The 13,134-nt window shown below is 51.9% G+C and carries 12 protein-coding genes; 1 reads left to right on the top strand and 11 read right to left on the bottom strand.

The window, feature by feature from the left end:
- Positions 1-542: 542 nt before the first annotated feature.
- Positions 543-2,402, bottom strand: coding sequence for a bifunctional glutathionylspermidine amidase/synthase (gene gss, locus OGX95_RS11580; RefSeq protein ID WP_286629506.1), 1,860 nt, complete (start codon positions 2,400-2,402; stop codon positions 543-545).
- 152 nt (positions 2,403-2,554) lie between these two features.
- On the bottom strand, positions 2,555-4,843 hold the full coding sequence (locus OGX95_RS11575; RefSeq protein WP_286629505.1) for an FdhF/YdeP family oxidoreductase: 2,289 nt from the start codon (positions 4,841-4,843) through the stop codon (positions 2,555-2,557).
- Positions 4,844-5,061: 218 nt separating this feature from the next.
- On the opposite strand from OGX95_RS11575, the gene yghU reads away from it, so the two are divergent.
- Positions 5,062-5,928, top strand: coding sequence for a glutathione-dependent disulfide-bond oxidoreductase (gene yghU / locus OGX95_RS11570; protein ID WP_286629504.1), 867 nt, complete (start codon positions 5,062-5,064; stop codon positions 5,926-5,928).
- A gap of 93 nt (positions 5,929-6,021) precedes the next feature.
- Here the strand turns inward: yghU and hybG are convergent, their stop codons facing one another.
- The 9 genes from hybG to OGX95_RS11525 all read right to left on the bottom strand — a co-directional run bounded on the left by hybG (position 6,022) and on the right by OGX95_RS11525 (position 13,061).
- Positions 6,022-6,270 (bottom strand): hydrogenase maturation factor HybG, encoded by a 249-nt coding sequence (hybG, locus tag OGX95_RS11565; protein ID WP_048213216.1) that lies wholly within the window; start codon positions 6,268-6,270, stop codon positions 6,022-6,024.
- 30 nt (positions 6,271-6,300) lie between these two features.
- A complete protein-coding gene (gene hypA, locus OGX95_RS11560) occupies positions 6,301-6,642 on the bottom strand; it encodes a hydrogenase maturation nickel metallochaperone HypA (RefSeq protein WP_045447504.1) in 342 nt (113 codons plus the stop codon).
- Entirely contained in the window at positions 6,635-7,123 is a 489-nt protein-coding gene (hybE, locus tag OGX95_RS11555) for a hydrogenase-2 assembly chaperone (RefSeq protein WP_286629503.1), read from the bottom strand. Before hybE ends, hypA begins: the two co-directional genes overlap by 8 nt.
- On the bottom strand, positions 7,116-7,610 hold the full coding sequence (locus tag OGX95_RS11550; protein WP_271449640.1) for a HyaD/HybD family hydrogenase maturation endopeptidase: 495 nt from the start codon (positions 7,608-7,610) through the stop codon (positions 7,116-7,118). Before OGX95_RS11550 ends, hybE begins: the two co-directional genes overlap by 8 nt.
- Positions 7,610-9,313 carry a hydrogenase 2 large subunit gene (gene hybC, locus OGX95_RS11545; RefSeq protein ID WP_286629502.1) on the bottom strand — a complete coding sequence of 568 codons (1,704 nt, stop codon included), beginning with the start codon at positions 9,311-9,313 and terminating at the stop codon, positions 7,610-7,612. The genes OGX95_RS11550 and hybC overlap by 1 nt, the downstream gene beginning before the upstream one ends.
- Positions 9,310-10,488, bottom strand: a complete 1,179-nt coding sequence (gene hybB, locus OGX95_RS11540; RefSeq protein ID WP_005123144.1) for a Ni/Fe-hydrogenase cytochrome b subunit — start codon at positions 10,486-10,488, stop codon at positions 9,310-9,312. Before hybB ends, hybC begins: the two co-directional genes overlap by 4 nt.
- A complete protein-coding gene (gene hybA, locus OGX95_RS11535) occupies positions 10,478-11,464 on the bottom strand; it encodes a hydrogenase 2 operon protein HybA (protein WP_286629501.1) in 987 nt (328 codons plus the stop codon). The genes hybB and hybA overlap by 11 nt, the downstream gene beginning before the upstream one ends.
- Positions 11,465-11,466: 2 nt before the next feature.
- The gene (hybO, locus tag OGX95_RS11530) at positions 11,467-12,585 is read right to left on the bottom strand and encodes a hydrogenase 2 small subunit (protein ID WP_016154493.1); all 1,119 of its coding nucleotides are present in this window, start codon (positions 12,583-12,585) and stop codon (positions 11,467-11,469) included.
- Between the two features lie 188 nt (positions 12,586-12,773).
- Positions 12,774-13,061: a DUF2623 family protein gene (locus tag OGX95_RS11525; protein ID WP_048213218.1), complete on the bottom strand. Its 288-nt coding sequence runs from the start codon at positions 13,059-13,061 to the stop codon at positions 12,774-12,776.
- Between the last annotated feature and the right edge of the window lie 73 nt (positions 13,062-13,134).

Below are 13,134 nucleotides of genomic sequence, written 5' to 3'. Positions count from 1 at the left end.
TGATGAATATCACCATACGCGTATGAATCAGAGTTTTTCCTGTATGCGAAATCCACCCGAAGCATAAGTAATTTCTAATAACAGTCAAATAACCGATCCTGATGGTTAAATAAAACTGACTAAAGAGAACAGTCTGGTTTGTGGTTTGAGTTGATTACGTATTCCATGATAAATATCCCATAACAGTTATTGGTCATGAGATTACGGGAGAGGTTAATTTTTTATGCAGAATACCGACTCAGGTTTTCAACCATGAAGATATGGTATTGCGTATAATTTTTCACACGTGCTGTAACAGTAATTCCTTATCGTGAAATGGAATGGGTGTTATCACAAAGGAAAGTCTGACAATCATGATGCTTTATGGCAAAGAATAAACAATTTTACCTATAAATCATAAAAATAAAACATCGATTCCGAGTCCGGCACCACTATTTAGAAAAACCAGCCTTAGGGCTGGTTTTTTGCTTTCTGGATGTGCAAGAACCGCTCTCACACATACAACCCCGCAATGGCAATATCACCACTACGGGGTCGCGAGATTACGCCTTCACCACAATCAGCGGTTCGATATCGCTCTCTTTTTTAATTACCAACGATTCGTCGCCGCGCAGGCAGGTACCGCCGTAGTTACCGCCGACGGTGAACGTACAGACCTGAATATATTTACCGGCAACCTTCGGCAGACACCAAAGCTGCTGATAAATATTTTTCTGCTCGGCAAACTTACCACTGGTTTTATCCAGCAACTCTTCCTGGTGGCTAACCAAATCGATGTTGTTACCGCAGCGCCCAGCTATTGGTTTCACCGCATAACCCGTTTTCGCCAGCTCATCATTCACCGTGAAATCCGTATCAAGCAAATAGCGATGATGAGGGAAGAGCTGCCACAGAATCGGCAGAATCGCCTTGTTCCCTGGAATCACTGTCCAAAGTGGTTCAAATACCAGTACTTCCGGGCGCAGCAACACGTCTATCAATCGCACTTCCTGGTTCGTATGCCCGGTACGAATTGGCACCGCGGCATATTCAGTTTCACTTACCTCACGCACCTGTTCAATCGCGGTTTCCCACGCCCAGGTTTTCCAGACACAGTTCACCAGGCGACCGTCACCATCAATCAACTGGCCCGCATCATCCCACCGCAGTTCGTCCAGACCACGCAGGATCTTACTTTCGAAACCCGCCTGGTGCAGAGCCTGCTGCATAAACTGCGCGTGGTAGTTCTCCTCAATATCCTTATCCTGCATGATATGAACGAAAGGACGCGCGCGGCTGTGCTTCCATGCCCCCGCCAGTTCATTAATCAGTCCTTCAGCCGGGTTATGTCCCTGCCCGGTATAACCCCGCTCAGCCCATCTTTCAAGGATCAGGCCAGCTTCGGTATGGCACGATGCGGAATCGGCGTTGTACTCGTACACCTTCAGCCCGCGTTCATCCATACAGAAATCCATACGACCCGTAATCATATGATGACGACGCCGCTGCCAGGAAAGGCGCAGACGCGGCCAGAGTATTTTCGGGATATCAAACAGAGCCAGCAGATTATCGTCTTTCAGCACTTTATCGGTGGCGTGCAGATACATCAGATGCAGTTCGTTGGTCGCCTTAATCAGCTCCTGCTCTGCACTTTCGGTAATCGTGAAGTACTGATGCGGATCCTGATTGATCACATGACCGTTCGCCAGCACGTAAGCTTTTTGCAGCGGATCCTGCTCATCGAGCCACTTACCGTCAAACTGCCCGTTATCTTCCAGACGTGCGCTGCCAATTTTCAGGGAATCATTGGCGATCTCCGGCTGCGGCAGGCTGTGACGAGTGTCGTCAGTCTGGATCATCCAGCCAAGGATGGTGGTGTCATCAAAGGTGTCACGCAGCGTGTAGCAGCCATTTTCCACCACCATTTCCAGCTCGCGTGTCCACTGCTGCCCTGGCGGCAGCGGCGTATGGATCACGTTCTGCTCGGCAATACGGATTTTGTTTTCCAGCAATTGAGTGATGATCGCCACATGGCCGGTATCGTTGAACTCACCGCCCTTTTGCCAGATTAACAATGCACCGGCTTCTGGTGCGCGGGGAGAACCATTCGGAAACGCTTGCAATGGCAGGATATTGTCATTCACGACTTCACGCAGGAAGCGCAAGGAGAAGATCTCCCAGGCCATGCCCACATCCGTGAAAACTACGCCATAGTTGAGGAAGAGAAAACGGCGTGCAAATTCTACACACTGCCATTTGTGGCCCATATATTCGTCGTCGATATAGCTACGAAAAGCAGCATCATCGTCGTAGTCCCGTGGGTCGAGGGAGCTGTAATCTGAAGAGTAGATTGCTACGCCGCCTGGGGCGTAGCCCAATAATGTCCCGAATGGGGCATCCTGAGTGGTCGTTCCTTTGCTCATGCACCTTACCTCAAAACAATACAGCCTGAGCAGGTTGGCGTGAATTTTTCGCTCTGATTGCCTGCTCTGCGACACTAACCGGACAGAGGTCGACCTATCATACACCTCAACGCAGCGGCTGGCGCTCAGAGGCGAAAAATTCACAGCAGGAACTACGCTTTCCTTAACGTCACCGGTACGCTTTTATACGCCGGAGTTAAGCTCTCAGTGTCTACCGCATCCAGAGACAACAACACATTCGCTTCCGGCAGATAAGCACCAATAGAGCCCACTGCCATGTTGTAAATCACCACCGTTAACCTGTACATCACGCGATCGGCACAGGGCAGCCCGTTATCGTCCAGCGCCTGAACGTTGACAACATCCCCCTGACTCAGCCCGCGAGCCGCTGCTTCAGGGGCACTCAAAAACACGACATCGCGCCGACCGGTAATACCTCGATAGCGATCGTTCATGCCATAGATAGTGGTGTTGTATTGATCGTGGCTGCGCAACGTAGCCAGAACCAGCGCGTCAGCAGGTTGGTTTTCCCGCACCACGGCCCGTTGGCGGCTGACGAAAAAGTTGGCTTTACCATTCTCCGTATGCCATTCACGGCGTGAGGCTGGTGTATCCATACGAAATCCGCCAGGTACAGCAATACGCGCATTGTAATCGTGGAACGCCGGAATCACAGCTTCAATGGCATCGCGGATCAGCGCGTAGTTCCCGGCTAACGTCTCCCAGTTCACCGGCGAGTGAGGCAGCGTGGCGCGGGCCATTGCCGCCACAATTGCCGGTTCAGACTTTAACCATTGCGAAGCGGGTTTCAGCCCACCACAGGAGGCGTGCACCATCGACATTGAATCCTCGACGGTCACCGACTGAATGCTTGTCGCTTGCAGATCGCGTTCCGTTCTGCCCAATGCGGGTAGCAGATAGTTATGTTTAGCCAACAGCAAATGCGATCGATTGAGCCTGGTTGCGATATGGACCTGCATATCCAGCTTTTTCATCGCGGCGAAGGTACGCTGTGGCTGCGGCATCGCCACCGCCAGATTTCCGCCCATACAGATAAGCGCTTTCGCCTCTCCCCGCTCAATTGCCCGAATACTCTCCACGCTGGATCGACCGTGTTTGCGCGAAACACGGATAGAAAAATGCGTCTCAAGGCGTTGCAGGAAGTCTTCTGATGCTGCCTCGTTAATCCCCACGGAACGGTCACCCTGCACGTTCGAGTGGCCGCGCAGCGGGCAAATCCCTGCGCCCTGTTTGCCCATATTGCCTTTCAGCAACAGCAGATTGATCAATTGCTGAACGTTCTCAGTACCGTTTTTATGCTGGGTGATCCCCAGGCCGTAGCAGATGATAGTAGCGCGGGACTTGCTGTAACTGTGCGCCAGGTCTTCCATCTGGCTGCGCGTCAGGCCGGAGTCCAATTCCAGCGCCGCCCAGCTACACTGGCGTAAATCGTCATACAGCGCCGAATAGCCTTCGGTATGCTCATCGATAAAGGCATGATCGAGACAAGGTTGTCTGTTCAACAAAATCCGCGCTTCATCCATCTCGATCAGCGCCTTCATGATGCCTTTAAGCAGCGAGGCATCACCGCCCATTTTGACCTGGTAGTAGTCGCTGCTGAGTTCCGTTGCCTGGCCGGTGAACATCTCTTTCGGACTCTGCGGGAAGCTAAAGCGCTCAAGCCCTCTTTCGGTCAGCGGATTGATGGAGATAATTTTAGCCCCGCGTCTGGCAACATCGCGAAGCGTGGTGAGCATGCGCGGATGGTTCGTGCCAGGGTTATGTCCGATGCAAATCACCAGATCGCAATGGTCAAAATCATCGAGATCAACGGTGCCTTTTCCTAATCCTATTGCCGGTGTCAGTCCGGCGCTGGTTGGACCGTGGCACATGTTTGAGCAATCCGGAAAGTTGCTACTGCCGTATTCGCGGGCAAAAAGTTGGTACAGGAACGCAGCCTCGTTGGACGTTCTGCCTGAGGTATAAAACTCGACCTGCTCAGCGGAATCATAGCTGCGCAGGCGCTCGCCGATTTCCTGAAACGCAGTGGCCCATTCCACGGCCTGCCAGGTATCCGAGCCTGCATCGTACTTCATCGGGTGCGTCAGACGCCCAATATTCTCCAGTTCATAATCACTGTATTGCCATAATGTCGACACCGGGTGATGGCTGAAGAACACCGGAGAAGCTTTCTTGCGGGTTGTTTCCCAGGAGACGGCCTTTACGCCGTTTTCACAAAGCTCCATTGGCGCACGATGACCCGGATCCGGCCACGCACATCCCGGACAATCGAACCCTTTCACCTGATTCATTTTGAACATCGCGATAATGTCGCGTACAACAGCCTTTTGCGAAAACACCGACGCAGCGACGGCTTTTACCGCGCCCCACCCACCTGCCGGGCCCCGATAATCGCTAACGCCTGGAACACCATTTTTCATTATTACTGCTTACTGACCGCCAATTATTGATGGTGAGTACGGTAGCAATTTCCATCCAATATTGATTTCCTCTTCATGGAGTACAGCCTGGGTACAATGAACGGGTTAGTTTTATCTTCCCCTTTCAGCACAAAGCGACATAAAGTCCCAATCTGTTAAATTGAGTTCTACCTAGCTGCTACACTGCTTCAACACAACCACTCAGAAGGCAGGTCAACATGTCAGACAACACTTATCAGCCCGCGAAAGTCTGGACGTGGGAAAAATCAAACGGCGGTGCATTCGCCAATATCAACCGCCCGGTTTCCGGTGCAACGCACGAGAAAACGCTACCGGTCGGCAAACATCCATTGCAGCTGTACTCGCTGGGTACGCCAAACGGTCAGAAAGTGACGATTATGCTGGAAGAGTTGCTGGCGCAGGGTGTAAAGGGTGCGGAATACGATGCCTGGATCATTCGTATTGGCGATGGCGATCAGTTCTCCAGCGGCTTTGTTGAAGTGAATCCAAACTCTAAGATCCCGGCGCTGCGCGACCATTCACAAAACCCGCCAGTACGTGTCTTTGAATCTGGTTCGATCCTGCTCTATTTGGCAGAAAAATATGGTTATTTCCTGCCGCAGGATTTGGCAAAACGCACCGAAACGCTGAACTGGTTATTCTGGTTACAGGGTGCTGCCCCCTTCCTCGGTGGTGGTTTCGGCCACTTCTACAACTACGCGCCGGTTAAAATTGAGTACGCAATCAATCGCTTCACCATGGAAGCCAAGCGTTTACTCGACGTGCTGGATAAGCAACTTGCACATCATCAGTTTGTGGCGGGAGATGAGTACACCATTGCCGATATGGCGGTCTGGCCGTGGTTTGGCAATGTGGTATTGGGGAATGTCTATGATGCGGCAGAATTCCTTGATGCGGGTAGCTACAAGCACGTTCAGCGTTGGGCAAAAGAGATTGCAGCACGTCCGGCAGTTAAGCGTGGCCGCATTGTAAACCGCACTAACGGACCGCTGAATGAGCAGCTTCATGAACGCCATGATGCCAGCGACTTCGATACCCATACCGAAGATAAACGTCAGGGTTAATATAAAATGCCGGATGGCGGCAAAATGCCTCATCCGGCCGACATACAAGACGTGGGTCTGGTAAGCGCAGCGCCATCAGGCACAAACCAGTTATCACGCACTGGTAACGTCATACTCCATGCGGCGAAGTGCATCCAACGTGAATTTAGCTTCATCTTCATCAATGATGCTCATGGCGAACCCTACGTGCACCAGCACCCATTGCCCAACCAGTTCGGCAGGCTCGCCTTCACAAATCAGGGCAATATTAACATCACGCTTGATGCCGCACACTTCAACCTGCGCAAGCTGGTGAATATCTTCACCAACGGCCAGAACCTGACCAGGGACTCCAATACACATATCTGACTCCGCCCCATAGCAACCTATGGGCTATTCGACTTCAATACTTTTCACTTTCAGTGAATCGCCAGCATCTACCCGCAGACGATCGCCCTGACAGAGAGGACACTGTGCATCATGCTGGGTGATCTCTACAACCTGACTGCAATCCCAACACCAGGCCTGGGCGGGTTTGTAATCAATATGCAGTTCACATCCCTGCGCCAGTGTTCCCTGACATACGATGTCAAAACTGAAACGGACGGCACTCTCTTCAACACACGAGAGCGCCCCAATTTCCAGCCAAACGCCGGTAACACGTTTTACATCGTGCTGCTCTGCCTGCTGCTGAATAATTTCAACCGCGCTCTGACAAAGAGACAGCTCATGCATTTTCGCAGTTCCGTCGGCCCAACAGCAGCGCACGACGCCCCATCTGCGGCGCATTCGGGTCACTTACCGGTAGCGATAACACCATCCGCGCACAATCGTCAGCCAGGCGAACACCTTCCTGTGCCGACAGACTGTGCGAAAGCGGCGACATCAGCGAGCAGGAGAGGTATTGCGATACACCATCCAGTTCACCAACAGTAAATGTCATCTCACCATACGGTAAACGCAGCCCGATTTTTTCACTGACTTTACGCACGGGCCAGATCTGATCCGGCCCGGGGAAAATCAGTGCACTGAGCATCCAGGGCGTGATAACACATCCCGTCCACTGCCCTTCAAACAGCGTAAAATCAGAGATATACACCGGCATATTCGGATGCAGGAAAGAAAGATCGTGCATCGAACGTCGGGAAACCTCTTCAAACGCTGCCTGAATTTGCTGCTTCGGGGCTGTCTGAAAGCCTAAGAACTCCTCAGACATGTGCCTTCTCCCGTGGAATAGCTTCAACGCCAGACTCGCGTAGCGCAGCAAGAACCTGCTCAAGCGCAGGTTCAATCATCGCTTCAACTGTCGGCGTCAGCCCGATATGCGGTTCCAGCGATTCCGGAATGATACCCACCAGGGTCAGTTTTTTCGGAAACTCGCCGGTAAAACGCAGGGCCGACAAAACGTCGGCCAGGCCAAGCTGGTGCGGTGAGATTTTGTTGGTAAACAACGCCGGAATCTCTTCGTCCCGCAGGACCATCATCGTTCCCGGCGTGTTTTTTCTCGACACAATGGCGTCAGCGATAATCAGATGATCTCTGTTCGCCATATCGCCGAGAAGCTCCATCCCAGCCGTACCACCGTCCAGAACATCAACATAGTCTGGCAGGATGTATCGTTGTTCTAATGCCTCAACGATACGTACCCCGATGGCTTCATCGGTCAGCAAAATATTGCCGACCCCTAAGACTAATATCCGCATTACAGAACCTTAACTGAGACCACTTCGTTCCCGTCAACGTCCACCACATGCACCGCACATGACATACAAGGGTCGAAGGAGTGAATGGTACGAACCACTTCCAGCGGTTTATTTGGATCGGCAATTGGCGTACCGACCAGCGAACGCTCGTACGGCCCCACTTCATCATTAAAGTTACGTGGGCCGGAGTTCCAGGTTGACGGAACAACCGCCTGGTAGTTGCTGATAATGCCGTCTTTAATCACCATCCAGTGAGAAAGCATACCGCGCGGCGCTTCAAGGAAACCCACACCTTTAAATTCGCCCGTTGCCGGGATATCCGGTTTCACGAAGGTGGTGTGGTCGCCTTTACCGATATTCACGATCAGCGCGTTGTACTGATCCTGCAGAACATTCTGCAGTTCACAGCAGTGAACGGTACGACCAATGATACGGCCCAGCGTAGAGTGCAACTGCGAGACTTCGATGGTTTTACCCGTCAGCTTGGTGTAAATCGCAATGATTTCATTCAGCTTGGCATGAGTTGACTCGCGTTTGGCTGCAAGTTTACACAGCATGTTGGCCAGGGGACCCACTTCGACAGTTTTACCATAGAAGGTCGGCGCTTTAACCCAGGAGTATTTGCCATCGTCTGACCAGCCGGTGTAATCAGGGACCGTTGTGCCTTCCCACGGTGCCTGCGGCGCTTCATCTTTGTACCACGCGTGTTTCGCACTCTCCTGAATCCCTTTAATCAGGTACTCATCTGAGTGAGAGGTGATCGGACGATAAGTAGACAGATCAGTATCGGTGATATAACCACCCGGGAACAGGAAGCTACCGTTTTTACCGTCAGTCGGGAATTCCGGTGCGCTCAGGTAGTTAACCGCACCCTGACCACGTTCCAGCCACTCAGGATAGAACGCTGCAATGACCGCAGTATCCACCTTGTAAACCTGCTCAACGAAGTCGCTCAGCTTATCGATGAAGGACTTGATGTACATCAGACGTTCAAGGTTCAGTACGCCAAGGCCGTCAAGGTTAATGGGGTTCGCAACCCCACCAACGGCCAGGTTCTGAATGTGCGGCGTTTTACCCCCCAACAGCGCCACGACGCGGTTGGCATCACGCTGGCATTCCAGCGCCTGCAGATAGTGTGCGACCGCAATCAGGTTCACTTCCGGCGGCAACTGCATTGCCGGGTGACCCCAACAACCGTTGGCAAAAATACCTAACTGACCGCTGGCAACAAGGTCTTTGATCTTGTTCTGTACCCTGGTGAACTCTTCAGCGCTGTTCAGATGCCATGACGACACGCCGTTCAGCATCGCCGAGGCTTTCGCCGGATCGGCTTTCAATGCGGAAGTAATATCCACCCAGTCCAGCGCAGAGAGCTGGTAGAAGTGCACGATATGGTCATGCGTGGTATGCGCGGCCAGAATGATGTTACGGATGTACTGTGCGTTCACCGGAACATCAATATTCAGCGCGCTTTCAGCTGCACGAACAGAAGAGATAGCGTGAGTTGTGGTGCAAACACCACAAATACGCTGAACAATCATCCAGGCATCGCGCGGATCGCGATTCTTCACGATCTCTTCCATACCGCGCCACATGGTACCGGAAGCCCATGCTTTAGATACCACGCCATTTTCGATTTCGCAGTCGATGCGTAAATGACCCTCAATACGGGTTACCGGATCAATAGTAATTCTCTGGCTCATGCTTTGCTCGCCTCATGACGATTTTGATCGTTTTGTTTTAAAGGAGGAAGTATCGGCAGTAGACGAATGAGTACGATGTATGCACAAATCTCAATAGCCACAAAACCAATAGAAATCAACAGTTCTTCCCAGGTCGGGAAGTAGTGGTAGCCACCACCAGGATTGAATGCCACCAGCGAATAGGACAGACGCCATGTTGCACAACCCAGCAATGCGCTCAACGCGGACAGATACAGCATACGCGAGTCATTGCGCAGCTTCGTGACACGCAGCACCACCAGCGGGAAGACCATCAGCACGACTTCAATCCAGAACATCACGGAGTAAAGATCGCCTGCAAACGCATACGACAGCTTGTCGCGGTAGATCAACTCGCCAAAGCGCAGGACGACGAATATCGCCAGCAGAACGCTAATCGTATTCGTCAGCTTGATGAACAAACTTTTCTCGTCCGGACCGTTACCTTTCAGACCCGCTTGTACCAACGAGCCTTCAAAAATGACGATCGAGAAGCCCATTATAAAGGCGGTTAATACCGAGAAAAGTGGGAGCATTTCATAAGCTTGCCATAGCGGATGTACTTTATAGCCCGCAGAAATCATCAATGACCCCATTGAAGACTGGTGCATGGTCGGCAGCAGCGCGCCGAGAGCGATAATAAAGAACATCACTTTATTCAAACGCTTGAGGGAGACTTTCCAGCCCAGACGTTCAAACAAGGCCGGAGCAAATTCCAGCGCCATGATACCGATATAGATGGTCATACAGACCGCCGTTTCAAACAGTACCGAGTTCACGTTAAAGTGGCCCGGAATGTAGAAATACGGCAGGTTCCAGTAACGACCGACGTCAATGGTGATCGACAAACCACCCAGCGAGTAACCGAACAGGCTCGCCAGCAGCGCCGGACGAACCAGCGGATGGTATTGCCCTCTGTTGAAAACATACACCGCCCACGCCAGCGCCCAACCACCGCACGCGAAACCGGTACCGATCAACAGGTCAAACGCGATCCATACACCCCACGGGAAACCGCCGTTCAGATCGGAAACTGACCCCAATCCGAAGACCAGACGTTTTACGATCAGGAGCATACACAGGACGATTAACGGCCCAAAAATAATGACCGGCTTGCTGATTATTCTTCCGCCCAGCGGTTTAGGATCATGACTCATGATCGTCTCCTCCATCGTGATGGTCGTTTTTCGTATTACGACGAACCAGCACGGTTAAGCCCGCCAGCGCTGCCAGGGGTAAAATCATGCCCTTATACAGGGAATGTTGAACATGTTCGGAACGCGCACCAGTTGAAAGGTCATCCAGTTTTGGCAGATCCAAATCCTCGTAAGGAACACCCGTCAGCACCATAACCTGCGTACCACCGCCTTCCTTTTCACCGTACAGGTGCGGATAGTACTTCGGTACCGTATGCAAATAGGTATCACCAGCGTTCACTGTCTGACGCGGATAGTGGTATTCGCTGCCAGGCTTCAGTGCCAGACGTTTTTTCGCCTCAGCCATCAGCTCTTCACGCGTACCAAAAATCACTGCACCGGCAGGGCACACTTCAACACACCCCGGTAACCCCCCTTTGTCCAGACGTTCAACCCCTTTCTGGTTACACAGTTCACATTTATGAAGCGCACCAAACGGGTTGTTGTAGTCGTATTTAGGGACGTTGTACGGGCAGGCAACCATGCAATAGCGGCAGCCAGTACAGACATCTTTGTCATAGTGGACGATGCCGGTTTTCGGGTCTTTCTTCAGCGCGGAAACCGGGCAAACGGAGACGCAGTTCGGATCAACACAGTGCATGCACTGTTTCTTAATGTACGCGTAGCCGTTTTCGGTCTGGTCTTTGTTAACACCTGTTCCGCTACGCCACACCTGGATGATGTTGTTGGTATACGGTGACAGTTTGTCGTTGTTCGACCAGGTTTGCTCACCTTCCGGGTTACGCGCCGGGAAGTTGATATCCTGACACTTAGTGACGCAGGCCTGGCAGCCTACGCACAGCGTCGAATCATAGAGCATCCCAAGTGAACCCGGGATCGGCGGACGGTTTTCTGCAGCCGCATGACTGATGGACGGCGCTGCGCCCAACAGCAATGCCCCGCTGGAGGCTGCTTTAATAAAGTTACGTCTGTTCACGGTTATTCTCCCCGTGAGTCAGCGTTATCTTTCTTCTGCTGACGCCCCAGTTCACGTACCGCCATCACGCTGACGCCGGCAACCAGTCCTACTACGCCGCCAAGCAGCCCAATAGCCCCAGCTGAAATGTTGCCGCCTTCTTTCATGTTGACATCAGGCTTCTCTGAACGCGGGGTTTGGTTTTCCACATGGGCGAGTTGGTGAATGCCTTTATGGAAACCGACGCCTTCTTCATTACAGCCGTAGCAAGGGTGACCGATAGCCACCGGCCACACGCCGCCAACATCGCAGAATTGCAATGTTGAGCAGTTGCCGTACGTTTCTGGCCCTTTACAGCCCAGATGATAGAGGCACCAACCTTCGCGGTGGCCTTCATCACCGAACTCTTTAGCAAAACGACCGGCATCAAAATGCGGGCGACGTTCGCAGTGTTCGTGAATCAAACGACCGTAGGCAAATGTCGGACGGTTTTTGGTATCCAGCTTCGGCGGCTTACCGTAAGTGATGATATGCGCGACCGTGGCGAGGAAGTTATGCGGGTTAGGCGGACAGCCTGGGATGTTGATGATGGTTTTGCCTGGCAGAACTTCTTGCAAGCCGACTGCACCCGTTGGGTTCACGCCAGCGGCAGCTACACCCCCCCATGCGGCACAAGAGCCGATAGCGATGATAGCTGCTGCACCTTCGGCCGCTCTGCGGATATGATCCACAATTGGCTCACCGGCAACCATGCAGTAAATACCATTATCTTTTAGTGGTATAGAACCATCTACCACCAGAACATATTGCCCTTTGTACTTCTCCAGAGCGTTATGTTTGTTCTCTTCGACCTGGTGGCCAAAGGCGGCAGAGAGTACCTCATGGTATTCCAGAGAGATGGTCTCCAGAACGAGGTTTTCCACTGTAGGGTGTGTCGCGCGAAGCAGCGATTCAGTACAACCCGTACACTCCTGAGCACCAATCCAGATAACCGGTGGGCGCTGAGGACGAGAAACTGATTCGGCCATTTCTGCGGCGGCTTTGCTACTGAGCCCCATGGTAGCGGCCAGTGCTGCACAAAGCTTCATGAAATCACGGCGATTGATGCCGTTCGAATTGATGAGAGAATTATCTCCAGTCATTTTATTGTTATTCCGTTGCGAAGACCTGGCTTTTATTTTGCACCATTCGCATGTTGCTTATTGCGATCGGCGCGCCATTACCACACTTTTTATATGGTTATGTGCATTATAATACTTCGGCGGAGCAACAAAACGAAGGCGTAGGTCAATAGTGTAATTAATTAAAGCAAGATAATACCCCTTTTGGATCAAGCTTCGAGCCGATAGCCAGCCATGAAAAACCGAATTGTTGTACTCGACTGGTTCTCTTTGAAGAAATCCATCACCATCTCTTTATCCAGCCCGTAACGACGCGTCAGGATCCCCGCTTCCCATGCGCTGAGCTGTCGGTCGCCCGTTTTTTCAAACATTCGATGTGAAAAACCCAGAACAAAACCGCGTTTATAATCTGAACAAAAATTCGCCACTGAACGAGCACTGTCCGCACTTGAGGCGTTCAATCCGGCCATCAGGCCCTTACCAAAATGGTTGTCCATGCATAACCTCCAATCGCTATATAACAAATTATATAGCGATTTTTTAAACAAAGGCCAGAGGTATCACGCACTT

The sequence above is a fragment of the Citrobacter sp. Cu233 genome (assembly GCF_030332225.1).
Classification (GTDB): domain Bacteria; phylum Pseudomonadota; class Gammaproteobacteria; order Enterobacterales; family Enterobacteriaceae; genus Citrobacter.
The sequence above is the reverse complement of the archived record's forward strand: the minus strand, read 5'-3'. Positions and strand labels throughout refer to the sequence as shown.